Origin of the sequence: Collinsella sp. AM17-1 (genome assembly GCF_003470665.1) — a bacterium.
In the GTDB taxonomy this organism is placed as follows: domain Bacteria; phylum Actinomycetota; class Coriobacteriia; order Coriobacteriales; family Coriobacteriaceae; genus Collinsella.
Window position 1 is genome coordinate 47,271 of the sequence record NZ_QRJZ01000012.1, and the last position, 15,289, is coordinate 62,559.

The 15,289-nt window shown below is 59.4% G+C and carries 17 protein-coding genes; all 17 read right to left on the reverse strand.

All coding sequences use genetic code 11. From position 1 onward, the window contains the following. Window positions 1–9 precede the first annotated feature (9 nt). Complete coding sequence (gene hisG / locus DW195_RS06840; protein WP_118206267.1) at window positions 10–1,725, reverse strand: ATP phosphoribosyltransferase; 1,716 nt, start codon at window positions 1,723–1,725, stop codon at window positions 10–12. Between the two features lie 169 nt (window positions 1,726–1,894). Then, window positions 1,895–2,731: a sugar phosphate isomerase/epimerase gene (locus DW195_RS06845; protein ID WP_118206268.1), complete on the reverse strand. Its 837-nt coding sequence runs from the start codon at window positions 2,729–2,731 to the stop codon at window positions 1,895–1,897. 83 nt (window positions 2,732–2,814) lie between these two features. Then, window positions 2,815–3,651 (reverse strand): PTS system mannose/fructose/sorbose family transporter subunit IID, encoded by an 837-nt coding sequence (locus DW195_RS06850; RefSeq protein WP_099432276.1) that lies wholly within the window; start codon window positions 3,649–3,651, stop codon window positions 2,815–2,817. After that, complete coding sequence (locus DW195_RS06855) at window positions 3,641–4,432, reverse strand: PTS sugar transporter subunit IIC (protein ID WP_117637121.1); 792 nt, start codon at window positions 4,430–4,432, stop codon at window positions 3,641–3,643. The genes DW195_RS06850 and DW195_RS06855 overlap by 11 nt, the downstream gene beginning before the upstream one ends. A gap of 8 nt (window positions 4,433–4,440) precedes the next feature. Further along, complete coding sequence (locus DW195_RS06860; protein ID WP_099432278.1) at window positions 4,441–4,911, reverse strand: PTS sugar transporter subunit IIB; 471 nt, start codon at window positions 4,909–4,911, stop codon at window positions 4,441–4,443. A gap of 16 nt (window positions 4,912–4,927) precedes the next feature. Next, entirely contained in the window at window positions 4,928–5,344 is a 417-nt protein-coding gene (locus DW195_RS06865; RefSeq protein ID WP_117637123.1) for a PTS sugar transporter subunit IIA, read from the reverse strand. Between the two features lie 94 nt (window positions 5,345–5,438). Next, window positions 5,439–6,500 carry an SIS domain-containing protein gene (locus DW195_RS06870; protein ID WP_118206269.1) on the reverse strand — a complete coding sequence of 354 codons (1,062 nt, stop codon included), beginning with the start codon at window positions 6,498–6,500 and terminating at the stop codon, window positions 5,439–5,441. A 170-nt stretch (window positions 6,501–6,670) separates the two neighbouring features. Then, the gene (locus DW195_RS06875; protein ID WP_199576333.1) at window positions 6,671–7,885 is read right to left on the reverse strand and encodes an MFS transporter; all 1,215 of its coding nucleotides are present in this window, start codon (window positions 7,883–7,885) and stop codon (window positions 6,671–6,673) included. 92 nt (window positions 7,886–7,977) lie between these two features. Next, a complete protein-coding gene (locus DW195_RS06880; RefSeq protein WP_118206270.1) occupies window positions 7,978–8,811 on the reverse strand; it encodes a PTS system mannose/fructose/sorbose family transporter subunit IID in 834 nt (277 codons plus the stop codon). Then, the gene (locus DW195_RS06885) at window positions 8,792–9,565 is read right to left on the reverse strand and encodes a PTS sugar transporter subunit IIC (RefSeq protein ID WP_118206271.1); all 774 of its coding nucleotides are present in this window, start codon (window positions 9,563–9,565) and stop codon (window positions 8,792–8,794) included. The genes DW195_RS06880 and DW195_RS06885 overlap by 20 nt, the downstream gene beginning before the upstream one ends. 58 nt (window positions 9,566–9,623) lie before the next feature. Beyond that, window positions 9,624–10,106: a PTS sugar transporter subunit IIB gene (locus DW195_RS06890; RefSeq protein WP_099432286.1), complete on the reverse strand. Its 483-nt coding sequence runs from the start codon at window positions 10,104–10,106 to the stop codon at window positions 9,624–9,626. A gap of 57 nt (window positions 10,107–10,163) precedes the next feature. Then, window positions 10,164–10,583, reverse strand: a complete 420-nt coding sequence (locus tag DW195_RS06895) for a PTS sugar transporter subunit IIA (RefSeq protein WP_118206272.1) — start codon at window positions 10,581–10,583, stop codon at window positions 10,164–10,166. Between the two features lie 46 nt (window positions 10,584–10,629). After that, entirely contained in the window at window positions 10,630–11,691 is a 1,062-nt protein-coding gene (locus DW195_RS06900) for an SIS domain-containing protein (RefSeq protein WP_118206273.1), read from the reverse strand. A gap of 60 nt (window positions 11,692–11,751) precedes the next feature. After that, window positions 11,752–12,867 (reverse strand): SIS domain-containing protein, encoded by a 1,116-nt coding sequence (locus DW195_RS06905; protein WP_117767048.1) that lies wholly within the window; start codon window positions 12,865–12,867, stop codon window positions 11,752–11,754. A gap of 195 nt (window positions 12,868–13,062) precedes the next feature. Further along, a complete protein-coding gene (locus DW195_RS06910) occupies window positions 13,063–13,776 on the reverse strand; it encodes a GntR family transcriptional regulator (RefSeq protein WP_117638248.1) in 714 nt (237 codons plus the stop codon). After that, entirely contained in the window at window positions 13,761–14,528 is a 768-nt protein-coding gene (locus tag DW195_RS06915) for a GntR family transcriptional regulator (protein WP_117638247.1), read from the reverse strand. The genes DW195_RS06910 and DW195_RS06915 overlap by 16 nt, the downstream gene beginning before the upstream one ends. Before the next feature lie 38 nt (window positions 14,529–14,566). Beyond that, window positions 14,567–15,055, reverse strand: coding sequence for a hypothetical protein (locus tag DW195_RS06920; protein ID WP_117640898.1), 489 nt, complete (start codon window positions 15,053–15,055; stop codon window positions 14,567–14,569). Between the last annotated feature and the right edge of the window lie 234 nt (window positions 15,056–15,289).

Here is a 15,289-nt window from a genome sequence, read left to right on the forward strand (position 1 = left end):
GTGCTCGCGCTATTGTGCCGAGCCCGCAACGGGCTCAAAATGCTTGTCCTTAACAGCCGCGGCCAGGCGATCGGCCAGGTTGCGAACGCGCGGGTCCAGGCGCGCGGCGCCCGGGTTGACAAAGAAGCGGGCCGTGCAGTCCATGATGCGGCCGGTGATGACCAAGTCGTTGTCGCGCAGCGTGGCACCAGTGGCGGTAATGTCCACGATGCGATCGGTCATGCCGACGATGGGCCCCAGCTCGATATTGCCGTGCAGCGAAACGATGTCGGCGTTCACGCCGCGCTCGGCATACCAGGCACTCGCGATACGCGGGTACTTGGTTGCCACGCGAAGCGACCCGCGGCGGGCATAGTTGCGCTCGGCCTGACCGGCGCGCCACGCGGGCTCCGCCTCGATAAAGGTGCACAGGCCGTAGCCCAAATCGACCAGCTGCAGCAGGTTGAGGTCGGCCTCGATGAGCGAGTCCCAACCGCAGATGCCGCAATCGGCACCGCCGCAGCCCACAAAGGCGGGTGCATCGCTGGGTCGCACGATGACAAACTCGATATCGCCGACCGTGCCCTCGCCGGCACGCGTGTCGCGGCCGCGCACAATCAGGTGACGGCCGGGGTCACGCAGCTCAGAGACGTCCAGGCCCGCGGCCTCGAGCACGTCGAGCGTGTCGGCCTTAAGCGAGCCCTTGGGCACGGCGATACGCAGCGGGCCCTCGGCGCCACGGCCCGCAGCATGGTCGCCATCGGAAGCGGCATCCTCGGCCGAGGTGCGCGCGGCCTCCAGGCGCTCGAGCGAAAAGGCGAAGCCCGCCGCCGGCACCTCGATACCGGCGCCAAATGCGCCGGTAAAGATGGAGTCATAGCGTCCGCCCGAACCGACCGGATCGGGCAAGCCGCCGGCATAGGCCTTAAAGACCAAGCCCGTGTAGTAATCGAAAGAGTTCATGATAGAGAAGTCGAACGACAGCACCTGGGCGTCCTCGGGTGCCAGGCCCTCGACCAGGGCACGCAGCTCGCGCGTCAGCGGCGCGACGATACCGGCGGCCTCCAGCAGCGCGTCCACGCGGTCGAGTACCTCGGCACCGCCGTGCAGACGCGGCAACTCGCTAATGGCGGCCTTGACGGCATCGGACTCGGCGCTTGCCGCCACGCGGGCATCGAGGCCCACAAAGTCGTTGGCGTGCACACAGCGCAGGGCCTCGGCGGCCAGCTCGCGATCCTCGCACGCCGCGAGCAGCTCCTTAAACGGGCGTACGCTACCTGTGATAATGCGCGCATCGGGCAGTGCCAGCTTGCGCACGGCCTCGGCCACGAGCGAGACGATCTCGACATCGCCCGCGGTATCGCCCGCACCGATAAGCTCAAAGCCCAACTGTGTAAACTGGCGCGAACCACCGGCATTTCGCTGACACTCACGAACCACCGGCGCCTCGTAGCGAAGGCGCAGGGGCAGGTCGGCAGCGCGCATGCGGGTCGAAACCAGGCGTACGATCGGCAGCGTGTTGTCGGGACGGACCACCAACAAGCGGCCGTCGTCGTCAAAAAGCTTGAACGGAGTATCCGCGATGCGGCCGCCTTCCTCGAGCGAACCCTTGTCCTCGAGTAGCGGCGTCTCGACCGGAAGGTAATGATGCTCCCTGAAGCAGCCCTTCACCGTCAGCGCAATCTCCTCGCGCGCCTGAGCCTCCTCGGGCAATATGTCCCGGAATCCCCACGGTGTGGCCGTCATCTGGTGAGCCTCCTCATGCTACGTTTCCTATAGAACGAAAAACCGGCATAGCTCCGCCGGTCTTCTGGGTACTTTAGCATACTAGAGTGTTTGCGGGGAAAATCGTCGCTTGCAGCTCATAGCGTATTCATTTGGAAACATAGGGTAGGCTGCCGCAACCCAACCCCACTTAGGCGCCAATCGCACGACGATACTCTGCCATTACCTGCGCATCGGCAGCTGCGGGGTCGGCAAAATAGCGCCCGTCATAGGTCTCGGCCGAAACAACTCCGCGATAGCCGCGCGCCACCAGCCTATCCAGGTCGGCGCGCATGTCGCGGTTGCCGTCACCCCAGGCAAGATGCGTCGTGCCATCTGCCGCAACATCGACAAAATGCACGTGGGCGACATCATCGCCAAGCAGATCGAAATAATCGTCGATAGTATCCCCCGCCACCGCCATGGCGCCCATATCCAGACATGCCTTAAGTGCCGGATGATCAACTGCCTCGATCATGCGCTTCGTGTCGGCCGCCGAGTTCACGATCATCGACTCAACTGGCTGCAGGGCCTCGAGCACCAGTCGCACGCCGCACTCTCCCGCATGCTCGGCAATCGCACGCAGCATCGAGGCGCTGCGACCCCACGCGTCCTCGATCGGCTCGTTCAAAAATGCCCAGCCGCTCGAGACCATGACCTGCTCGGCTCCAAGTTCCGCCGCGATATCTACAACGTTCTTAAAGTACGCGAGCGTGCGGGCACGCGCTTCATTCCCGCGCGCCGCGATATTCCACGGCTTGGGGTTGTTCTGTTCGGGACAAAGCCCCACAATCCGAACCCCATACCGCTGTGACAGCTCCCGCACCTGCTCGATCGAATCGTATCCATGGCAATCGACATACAGATGCATCGCCCCGGTCCAAAGCTCGCAACACGTGTAGCCCGAGGCCGCAGCCGAGGAAAAGAATTCCTCAAGGTCAAAATAACGATGGCTGATATTCATGACGGCAAGCTGCGGATACTCCATCTTGTCCACCTTTCGGCAAAAGGGCGCCGCAGCACAATGTGCGCGACGCCCCCTCTTACATTGTTTTAATTATGACGGATGCCCTACTGAACACCAAGCACTCCAAAGAACGCGCCGGCGATACTCACGAGTAGGATCACGAGCATGATGAGCAGCGGATTCATCTTCTTCTTGAGCATGAGATAGACAATTCCAAACAGCCCCATCGTGACAAAGCCCGGGAAGATTCCGTTGAGCAGCTCGGCGAGCGTCTGAGCGCCATCGCCCGCGCCGACCATGAGCGGAATGTCCACGGTGACCATCTCCATGGTCATAGCGCCGATCACCATGGCACCCATGATAGAGGCCATCTTGACGATCGTGTCCATAATGCCCGATTCCTGGACCTTGCTGATCATGTCCGAGCCAAAGCGATATCCCACAAACGTCAGCAGGTAACGGATGATGTAGTGGGGAACGTTGAACACGAGCAGGAACAAAATCGGGCCAAGAATAGAGCCCTGCAGCGCCAGCGACGTGCCGACACCCGTTGCCAAAATTCGCAGCGTACCCCAGTAGAAGGCATCGCCCACGCCGGACAGCGGTCCCATCAAAGCAAGCTTGACATTAGAGATCGCGCTCGTGTCAAAGTTATCTTCGGTGGCGTTGACTTCTTCCATTGCGGCAGCAATGGACATGGGGAGCGTCGAGATATACGGCGTGACGTTATAGAGCTCCATATGGCGCTTGAGTGCGGCCTTAAAGTCCGCATCCTGCGGATACAGCTTGCGAAGGATCGGCATAAGGGCCCACATAAAGCCGATATGGCCCATACGCTCGTAGTTCCAGGAATGCTCATAGGGAATCGAGCGCCAGAACAGCTTCTTAAGGTCTGCGCGGGAAATCAGCCCGTCGTAAGAAGACTCAAACTTAAAACTCATCGAACCCACTCCCAATCGCAGGATCCTCGGTTGCCGCTGCGGGCTGCTCCGCCTTTTTCTTGTCACCCAAAACCGTCATCGCGACGACGATAATCGCGGCAAAGATCGCCACGCCAGTCGTGCTAATGCCAAAGTAGGCGACGAGGAAGAAGCCAGCGAAGAAGAACGGAGCCACTGTTTTGTTCATAATCATCTGCGCCAGCATCGCAAAGCCGAGTGCGGGCAAGAAGGCGGCGGCGACATCCATGCCGGTCTGAACGAAATCGGGGATGATGTTGAGCAGGCTGGCAACAGCATCGGCGCCAAAGAAGAATGCCAGGGGAATGATCAGCAGGCCGCACCAGCTCTGCGCGTAACCGGCGATGAGCATGTTGCGCGTGATGGCCTTGGTGTCTCCGTCCTCGACGTTTTTGTCGATACGGTGCACCAGCAGCAGCATGACCGGCTGGCCCAGGGCCGTATCGAGCGCCAGGACGATCGTTGCGATGGGAATGCCCAGGGTCAGGGCCGCCGAAGCGTCCGCGCCGGCCTGCATGGCAAGCGACACGCCCAGAATGGTTCCGGAAATCGTATCGGGCGGGTTATACGCACCGACCGAGATGGCACCGACCATGGCAAGCTCCATCGTGGCGCCCATAATGGTGCCGGTCACCACATCGCCCATGACAAGGCCGACCAACGGTCCGAGCACAATGGGGCGCTGAAGGTAACTCGTACCGGTCAGCCACTCGGAATAGCCCAAAAGGGCAATCAGGAAAATCAGGATCGTCTTGATAACCATGACAGCCCCTAACCGATGACCTTTGCGGCATCAGTCTTCGCATCCGCCGGAATCATCTGAATGAACAGCTCATAGCCCTCGCCGAGTAGCTCCTTCACGTAGGCCTCGTTCTCGGGCGTAAGGAATACGCTCGTCGAGACCTGGCGGGCATCCTCGCTAAAGGCCACATTGCCGAGGTTGATCTTCTTGACGCCCATCGCCTTGGCGACGGCACCGGCCTGTTGGATCGTCTCGCAAACCACGAAGAGCTTGTACTTGTCGGTCACACCGCTCTGGAGCGCCTTGACGGCATCCTCGGTGTTTTTGACGACGACCTTGCATCCTTCGGGCTTTGCAAGGGACAGGGCCTGCAGACGAAGCTTGTCGTTGAGGACCGTGTCGCTCACTAACAGGATGCAGTCGGCACCCAGAGCCGAGGTCCAGCTAACGGCAACCTGGCCGTGAAGCAGTCGATAGTCCACGCGAATCATCTGAATCATGATGTGCTCCTAACGATTAAAACTCATCGAGTTCGGCCTGCCCCAGCAGGTCGTTGACGTACTTGACCTTGGTGTCGTCCGCCTCGACGATCTGGCGAATGGCCTCATCGATCGGGGTGGAGTCGGGCACGAACAGCAGCTGAATAAGGAGCGGCAGATTCATATTGGTCACCAGGTGCGTGTTGGGGCGCGTCTGGACGATCTTGGTGAACTCGTTGTTGACGCTGCCGCCAAAGAGGTCGGTGCAAACGACGACCTCATCGTCCGCGGCAAAGCCGTCCAGAATCGCTGCGGCCTCCTTGACCAGGTCCTCGTTTCCGTCGACATACATAGACAGCGCATGGACGTTCTCGCGCTCGCCCGAGAGTAGCCCAATGCTCTCGACGATTCCGGACGCAAAATGAGCATGGGATGCAACGATGAACTGCCTCATTCGATTCCCCTTTCTTGCGAACTTCGGCATAAAAATGCCCGGACGCATGCGCCCGGGCAGGGTGCTTCTTGATCAGTAGCTAATTTGTCGCCGATTAGTAATCGAACTGGTGATAGTAGCGACGGTAGTTGAGGTTGTGCTTGGTGACCGTCTCGTAGTAAGCGGCAAGGCGATCGGTGATCAGCGAGGAGAGGATCCACGGAGACACGATGACGCGGAACTCGTCGTCAAGGCCCGGGATGGCGAACTCGGCGGTGTCGATGATGTTGATGTCGGTGTCGCCGGTCACGCCGCGGGTCAGGAACGCGCGGACGCGCTCGTCGAGCTTGCGGTTCTCGTCCTCGCCCATGAACAGGAAGACCGGGACGCCGGGCTCCACGAGCTCGAGGGTGCCGTGGAAGAAGTCGGCCGAGGTGATGTAGCGGGTGCGCTTCCACTGCATCTCCTCCAGGATGCACATCGAGAACAGGATCGTCTCGCCCCACAGGGCACCGGAGCCGATGAACATGGTGTAGGGGGCCAGGGCGTACTTCTTGGCGAGCTCCTCGGCGCGCGGCTCGAAGCTCTTGCGGATGTCGACCAGGTGGGTCCAAACGTCCTTGGTCTGCTCGATGAACTTATCGAACTGCGGGAAGCAGCCGCGGCGGTTGAGCAGGCGCAGGCCGAAGCAGTCGGCGAGGTAGTAGCCCATCTCGCAGCCGCCGTTACCGTGATCGGAAGCCATCTTGACGCAGTTCTCGGCACCCACAGCCTGGCCGATGGGGCCCTCGGGCTTGGTCATGGCGTAGACGCGCACGCCCATGTCCTTCATCTTCTTGACGGCCTCGAGGACCTCGGGGGTGGTGCCGGACTCGGAGGCGGTGAGCACGACGGACTTCTCGGTCATGCGCTTGTGGCCCATGACGTTCCACTCGGCGGCGTGGATCAGGTAGACCTCGAGGTCGCGGTCGCCGAACTTGTTCATGAGGTACTCGAGCTGCATGAGCTCGTCCCAGGTGCCGCCGACGCCCATCAGGAACACGGCGTCGTAGCCCTCGTCGGCGACCTTGTCGGCGAGCGCGGTCATCTTCTTGCCGGCCTCGTAGACGTTCTTGCCGTCCTCGACGTAGCCCTCCTGGCTAAAGTGCATAATCTCGATCTTCTCGGTTTCCTTCATGGCTTTTCCTTTCTGTCCTGCACGCAACTCTATACATCGCGTTTCTTTTCGATACCAATTATAGACATACACCTAACGTGTTTTTAATACCACTTATCAATCTATTTCAATCCTCGGTGAACGGTCGAAATTCTCTGGTGAGTGGTATTAAATTAGAATTGAATGTATAGCTAACACCGCCGACGCCTCCCTTGTGCGACAAAGAACAGCGTTCCCACCAGCGCAATAATGGTCGATGCCCCAAACAGCACCGCCTGGACGCCCAAAGCCTCCGCCAAAAACGGAGCCGCCAGCAGCGGCAGCACGCCGGCGCTCATCAGGCCAAAACGCACAAAGCCGGTAATGCGCCCCAGGTATTTGATGTCGGCGCGCTCCTGAATCAAGATCATCTGCAGCGGTTCCAGGAATCCCCAGGCCAGGCCGTTAATCGCCTGACCGATAATCGCGACCCCCAGCATATCGGTGCCCACGTACACCATGGACCCAATGCCCACGGCCATGAGCGCGCCAAGCAACAATCGCAGGTTGACATGGCGGGCAGAAAGCTTGGTCAGGATGAACGCGCCCACCGAGGAAGTGAGGCCCACGACCGAGGACAGCCAGCCCAGCCAGACGATATCCACGTTGAGCACATCACGGTAGAACAACGACTCCAGCGAATCGAACGCGCCAAACGCAAAGAAACCCAAAAAGCCCGAGATAAAGATAAGGCGCAGGTCGTGGTCGCGAAACGTAAGTCGCGCGCCCTCGGCCATGCCGCCCAGAATGCCGCCCTTCGGCTTCTCCCCTTTTGCGGGAGCAACACACTCGCGACAGCCCAAGGAGAGCACGGCCGCCACACCCATCATGCCCGCCATGAGCAGATAGACCGATTGCGTGGCAAAAAAGCTCACGATGGCACCACCGAGCAGCGGGCCAGCGGTATAGGCGATATTGCTGTAGAACACCATGAGACCGTTCACGCGGGTGCGGCCCTCGGTGGTCGATTCAAGATAGCCCGGAAACGCATGCGTGCAGGTGTTGATAAAGCCGCCCGCAAGCCCCAAGACGCACGCGGCAAACACAAGCCCGGGGACAGACAACGGCGCCAACCCCACGCCAAGCGATAGCACCGCCGTAATCACGCACGTCACAAACGACGTCCGGCGCGGTCCAAAGCGGTCGATGACCGAGCCCGACACCATATTGCCCGCCGACGTCATAAGATTGCGTACGAGCGTAATGGCAGCAACCAAAAAGGCCGTGCCAGCCAAATCATACGTCGCCGCGCCGATAAGCCCTAAAAAGTACACCGCGTTGTTGGCGCACCATTGCAGGGACTCAATAAGAATCAGCCTGACCTCTGCCGGCGTCAGGCGCATTGCTTCGCGATCCTTCGCGAACATACGAACTCCCTCTATACAAGTAAGGGGATGGAGGGCATAGGCCCGCTCCATCCCCTTACCAGGTTGCAATGACAGTCTATGCAGCCGGGCCCTTACGCCAGCACGCCGAAGAACGCGCCGATGATGCCCACGACCATGGTGGCCACGATCAGCACCATGGGGTTGATCTTCTTGGACAGCAGCCAGTAGTACAGCCAGAAGGCGATCATGCCGAGCATGCCGGGCATGATGCCGTCCAGGATGTCCTGGAGGGTCTGGGCGTCGTCGCCCGAGCCGATGGCCACCGGGATGCTGGCCCAGAACATGTCCTTGCACATGGCGCCCACGACCATGACGCCCACGATTCCCACGCAGGTCATGATCTTCCGCATGAGGCCGGTCCTCTGGGCCTCGTCCAGGAAGCCCACGCCCAGCTCGTAGCCCTTGACGGCGCCCCAGATGCGCAGCGCGAAGCCGGGGACGTTGTAGATGAGCAGGAAGGCGATGGGGCCGAAGGGGTTGCCGGCCTGGCACAGGCTGATGCCCACCGCGGCGGCGACCACGCGCAGCGTCGACAGGAAGATGGAGTCGCCGATGCCGGACAGCGGGCCCATGAGGGCGGCCTTGACGTCGTTGACGCTCTCGGGCTCGATCTCGCCGCGGGCGACCTTCTCCTCCATGGCCATCGCGATGCCGCCGACGAACGGGGCGAACTGGACGGTGATGTTGAAGAACGCGCAGTGGCGGTGCAGGGCCTCGGCGTAGTCGTCGGGGCGGCCGGCGTAGATCTTCTTGAGCATGTTGGCGACCATCAGGCAGAAGGCGATGTTCATCTGCTTGTAGTAGGTCCAGGAGAACTCCATGCCCAGGGCGCCGACGTTGACGGCGCTCTTGACGAGGTCGGAGCGCGTGATCTTGTTCTCGGGACTAGAAGTCATCGTCCTCATCCCCTTCCGCGGAAAGCTGGGGCTGGGCTCCGCCCAGGCCGAGCAGGTCGAACTTGTCGATGCCGATGATGATGGCGATCAGGGCGACGCCCAGGACGGGCACGTTGGCGTAGGAGCACAGCAGGAAGCCCAGGAAGTAGAAGGGCACGAGCTGCTTGGTGAGCACCAGGCGGCCGAGCATGGCGAAGCCCATGGCCGGCAGGATGTTGGCTGCAACGCCAAAGCCAGCAAGGACAAAGGGCGGGATGAAGTCGAGCATGCCCTGGATGGCGTCAGCACCCAGATAGAACGACAGCGAGCACAGCAGGAACGCCATGATGATACCGGTCAAACCGATCAGGAAGTGCATCGCATAGACACCCTTAAGGTTGCCCTGGCCGGAGAAGACATCAGCGCGGTCAACCAGGATCGGCAGGGCGGCGTTGAGGATGTTCTTGATGGCAAGGCACAGCGTGGCGATGGGCATGGCAAGCGCGATGGCTGCCTCGGTGCTCTGACCCAGCTGGATAGCGAAGGCGCAGGCGAGCACGCCGCCGATCGTCTCATCAGGCGGCACGTAGGCGCCGATGGAGATCGAGCCCATGAACAGCAGCTCCAGGCTGGCGCCGATCGCGAGGCCGGACTGCAGGTCCCCCAGCACCAGGCCCACGAGCGGGCACAGGACGATGGGGCGGAACGCATAGAGCGTACCGAGCTGGAAGTCGAACTTACCAAATGCGGCGATAAGTCCGATGAGGATTGCTTGGGTAAGCATATATCCCCCTTTCCTAATAGGAAACTACGAAGAGCTCAGACTCTTCGAAATTGAACGCCTAGAGCACGCTGGCGCAGTCAACCTTGGGGTCATCGGCCAGGGGTCGAATCTCGACCTCAACGCCACGATCCAGCATCTCGCGCACATCGGCTTCCTCGGCCGCGGTCAGGAAGATCTGACGAGAGACCTGACGCGCATCGGGACGCTTCTCGTCCTTGGGCTTGGTGTTGCCCAGGTTGACCGACTTGATCTGCGGGCAGCCCTCAACAAGCTGCTTTGCCTCAGCAATAGTGGCGACACAGATGATCATCTTGTACTTGTCGGTCACGCCCGAGTTGATAGCTTCGATTGCATGCTCCATATCTTTGATGACGAGCTTGCAGCCGGCAGGCTTGCCCATCTTGAGCGTCGTCTTCCACACCGGGTCGTTAGCGACCTTATCGCCCACGCAGAAGATGCAGTTGGAGCCAAGGCCCTGAACCCAGGAAACTGCGACCTGGCCATGAAGCAGGCGATGGTCAACGCGAAGTAGCTGAATCATAATGTGACCCCCCAAAGGTCTTGTGCCGTCTTACGGCGTGTCAGTAGGTGCTGCGGATTAGAACTCTTCTTCCTCGTCGTCATCGACCAAAAGATCGTTGACAAACTTCACGCGCGTATCGTCCGCAGTGACGATGGCGCGAATCGTCTCCTCAACCGGCGACGACTCGTCAGAGAACAGCAACTGGATGAGGAGAGGAAGGTTCATGTTGGTAACGAGGTACGTGCGGGGACGCGTCTGGACGATCTTGGTGAACTCGTTGTTGACGCTGCCGCCAAAGAGGTCGGTGCAGACAACGACATCATCGTCGGCAGACATGCCTGCCAGCAGTTTTTGGGCCTCCTCGGCCACGTCCATGCGGCCATCGACGAACATCGAAAGATCGTGGACGTTGTCGCGAGCGCCCGAGAGCAGCTCGACGCTCTCCTTGATGCCGGTAGCGAAGTGCGCATGGCTGGCGATGATGTACTGTCTCATTCTGTGTTCCTCTCAATAGCCCGGCACGTTCCCGCACCCGTTTTCTTTAGTAGTCGAACTGGTGATAGTAGCGACGATACTTGAGGTTGTGCTTGGTGACCGTCTCGTAGTAGCGAGCCAGGCGGTCGGTCACGAGCACCGTCAGAATCCACGGGGAGACGATGACGCGGAACTCGTCGTCAAGGCCGGGGATCGCGAACTCGGCGGTGTCGATGACGTTGATGTCGGTGTCGCCGGTCACGCCGCGGGTCAGGAACGCGCGGACGCGCTCGTCGAGCTTGCGGTTCTCGTCCTCGCCCATGAACAGGAAGACCGGGACGCCGGGCTCCACGAGCTCGAGGGTGCCGTGGAAGAAGTCGGCCGAGGTGATGTAGCGGGTGCGCTTCCACTGCATCTCCTCGAGGATGCACATCGAGAAGAGGATGGTCTCGCCCCACAGGGCGCCGGAGCCGATGAACATGGTGTAGGGGGCCAGGGCATACTTCTTGGCGAGCTCCTCGGCGCGCGGCTCGAAGCGCTTGCGGATATCGAGCATGTCCTTCCAGATGTCCTTGGTCTGCTCGATAAACAGGTCAAACTTGGGGAAGCAGCCGCGGCGGTTGAGCAGGCGCAGGCCGAAGCAGTCGGCGAGGTAGTAGCCCTTTTCACAGCCGCCCGAACCATGGTCAGAAGCCATGGCGACGCAGTTCTCGGCGCCGACAGCCTGGCCGATGGGGCCCTCGGGCTTGGTCATGGCGTAGACGCGAATGCCCTTTTCCTTCATCTTCTTGACGGCCTCGAGGACCTCGGGGGTGGTGCCGGACTCGGAGGCGGTGAGCACGACGGACTTCTCGGTCATGCGCTTGTGGCCCATGACGTTCCACTCGGCGGCGTGGATCAGGTAGACCTCGAGGTCGCGGTCGCCGAACTTGTTCATGAGGTACTCGAGCTGCATGAGCTCGTCCCAGGTGCCGCCGACGCCCATCAGGAACACGGCGTCGTAGCCCTCGTCGGCGACCTTGTCGGCGAGCGCGGTCATCTTCTTGCCGGTCTCGTAGAGCGCCTTGCCGTCCTCGAGATAGCCCTCCTGGTCGAAATGCATGATCTCGATCTTCTCGGTTTCCTTCATTTGTCTCTCCTTTCTGGGGTTGTTTCCACATCCCCCATGCCAACGGGCATCAAAACCCGCTTACATTCCGTAACACTCGGCCGCTTTGGCCTTAAGCGCATTGACTGACTCTTCGTAGCCCTCCGCCTTGACCTCCATTTGCTTGGAGACAGCATCGAGATACGGGTGAACGTCCCATGACTTCAGACGCTCGGCGATTATTGCCGCAATCGTCTGGAAGAACACGAGATTGGGAATTGCACTGAGCAGCGGAGCCACCTGAGGCACCACAACCTCGTGAGCCCTACCCTTGGGATGGGCCGTGAGCAGCACCGTTTTTGCCGTAACGTTCGATAGCGCATCGGCGATATTCGCAAGACGCTCCGACCCCTGCGGATCGTCGACAATAAACACCAGGTAGCCTGGGGTTATCTGCATCTCGGGACCGTGGACGAACTCCTCGCCTTCGTGATGCATGGCAGGAATCTTGATGGTCTCGCTCAGTTTGAGCGCCGCCTCCTCGGCAACACCGTAGTTGGGGCCGTTGCCGACGACCATAGCGGGCGTGTGCTCAGAAAGCTCAAGCATGTGGTCTTGGACATATGCCTCGGCGGTCTTGCACATCACGGCATTAGCCTGGATAGCCTCGCGCAGGCCATCAAGACGCTGAGCAACGCCCTTGGCGTCAATCGTTCCGCGCGCCTGACCGCCGTAAATACCAAAGAGCACCAGGTACTCAACGAGAACCTCGACGCCCAGAGTCACAAAGTCCACCGACTCGACACCCACACCGTAGTCAAGAACGATGTCGGCGTGTTCCTTGATGGGTGCCTCGACGTTTGCCGTGAGCGCAACTGCAGCCATATCGTGTGCGCGCATGTAATCAAGAGCCGCGATCGTATTGGTCGAATAGCCACTCTGCGAAACGGCAATGTTGAGCGCATGCTGTGGATAGGTGTGTTCAAAATCGACGAAGGCCTCGGGCGTCACAACGGACACCTGCATTTGCAGGGTATCTTGCAGGTAATCGCGGGCGCAATCGGCGGCATGGCGCGACGAACCCGAAGCAACGATGCGCAGCGCGTCAAAAGAACCGGACTGGAAAATATCAACGAGCTGCGCTACCAGCTCAGACGAACGCTCGAGGTTCTCTCCCATACGCACATGGGCAAGCTGAACGTAATCGAGCATCTTCATCGTCTCACCTCGTAACAAATCATTAGTATTTGATACCAATCACAGTTACAGGTTACGGCTTTTTGATACCTCTTTGTCGATTAATTTATCCCCATCGGCGAACGGTCGATTTCGAGCCATGTAAGGTTGTATATGCAGTCTGCTCAACGAAATCAAAATTCCGTCAGCTTTTCAGCCCGTTATGCAAAAAACCAGCTAGTACGTATAGGTATATCCACCCGCATCACCGCGGTTAAACGACTTGACGTACTCGATCGCCTGGCCGCTCGCATCGAAGCTCACGCACTCAAGCGTCAAGGCAAGATCGCCCTGCTCCAGTCCAAGCAGGCCGGCATCTCGCGCGCCCAGCGCTTCGATATCGAGCTTTTCCTGTGCCATGACCGGCTTTCGGCCCAACATCTCATAGGTCTCGTACAAACTGAAGACCGACACGTCAATATCTTCGATTGTGGGAAACAGCAGGCACGGGATGAACGCCATCTCAATCGATACGGGATCGCCGTTGACGCAGTTCAAACGCCGAATCGAATACAGTAAATCGTCCTCGGCAATGCCAAACAGGTTGGCATAATATGGACCCGCATAACGCTTGGAACGCGCGAGGATGCGGACGGACGGCTCGCCGCCCGAAGCACGAACCGATTCGCGAAAGCCTCCCGTTCGCTCGTAGGCAACGGGCACTTTCTGTGCCACAAACGCGCCTTTTCCGCGGACGCGTCGAATCTGCCCACGCCGAACCAGCTCATCGACAGCGCTTCGGATGGTCAAGCGCGTCGTACCAAATTCCTCGGCGAGGTCTTTTTCGGACGGAATCATGGAACCCGTGGGATATATACCGCGCTCGATACGCTCCTCGATGCGGCGTCGAATGCGCATATAAACCGGGGTGGCATCTACTGTTTCAGCCATTGTTCACCTGCCACGCTCCTCATGCCGTTCTTTTCGCCGTTATCGGCAAAGCGGAACTTTGTGGGCAAAATCACCGATTTGCAATGCTCCACAAAACGCATGTCCTTATCAAATTCTATCGTGCTCTCATAGAACACCGGCGTTCCCTCTTCTTGCTGGAGCAACTCGGCCTCTTCGGCGTTCAAACGCGAGATGGAGATATGCTCACGTCCATGCTCAACGCGCACGCCACCTTCTTTGAGCAAGACATCGTAAAGGCTCTCACACTCAAAATCGTGATCGGGAAGCGAGGGGCACAGGGACAGGTTAACGTGAGCCGTCTCGATTGACGCCGGCTCGCCCTCAATAAGTCGAACACGCTGCATGCGGAGCAAAGGAGCGCCTACAGCAACCCCAAGCTTGTCGGCAAGCGCCTCATCCGCCTCGATGGCCCCGGTGGAAACCAGACGAGAAGAGGGGTGCAGGCCGGCAGTCCGCACAGCATCGGAGAAGTTATACGTTTCCTGAAAGATATTGAGCGGTTTGGGAGGACACACATACGTACCCGATCCGCGACGGCTCTCGAGCGTTCCGCACGAGATGAGCCGCGTGATACCGGCGCGCAACGCCGTACGCGAAACGCCGATCTCTTCGCACAGCACGCGCTCGGCCGGCAGGCGATCGCCGCCGGCAAGCTGATGGTGCTGGATATACCAAAGAATCCCCTCAACAGCACGATCTTTGGGGGGAATTGCATAAGATTCGCCTGCCATTGCACAGACTCCTCGTTCAGAAACGTATGTCGCCAAAATTAGGCCAGACCACCCATGGCATCAAATTCGGCCTTGATCTTCTCGGCGACATTCCGATACGACTTATACAGGCTTGAATCGCGTTTGACTTCATCGGTCATAACGGGAATCTCTAGTTTGGAAACCTCGTCTTTTCCCGTCTGAACCGCCACAACAACGCCCATACCAAGACACATATTACGCTTGGCTGCGTTCATTTTTGCCGCCTTAGCGGGATTTGCCAGAATACGCTGGGCAAATTCCTGTTTAGAGACCGCTTCATCGGCCTCCGGATCGCCCGCCTCGGCCACTTCGCACTGCAACACGTCCGCATAGTCAAAAATCTTCGGCTCGCCGCCGCGCTGATGTACGGCCCACTTGCGACGCGTGGCATCCTGGTAGATAGCCGGCAAAAACGTAAACCGCGGCGGGTCCAAAATCGTATCCGTGATGGTAAACACATCGGGATCAAAGGCATCCTGCGGGTTTTTCTTCTTGAACAGCCCCATATCAGCCTCTCCTACTAACATTTAACAACTCAAGCTGAATATAGCACCAATTTCAAGCCTCCACCTCACCCTATCGGTACGCGGCGTCTATGGCTCGCCCAGCGGGGTAATACGGGCGAGGGCCGGGGAGGCATACTTTGTTTTGAGAAGTGGGCTTCGCGAACTTCTCAAAACAAAGTATGCCTCTCCGGCCCCGGCAATGTAATCTTGGCTGACCCTAGTTGGATGCACGAT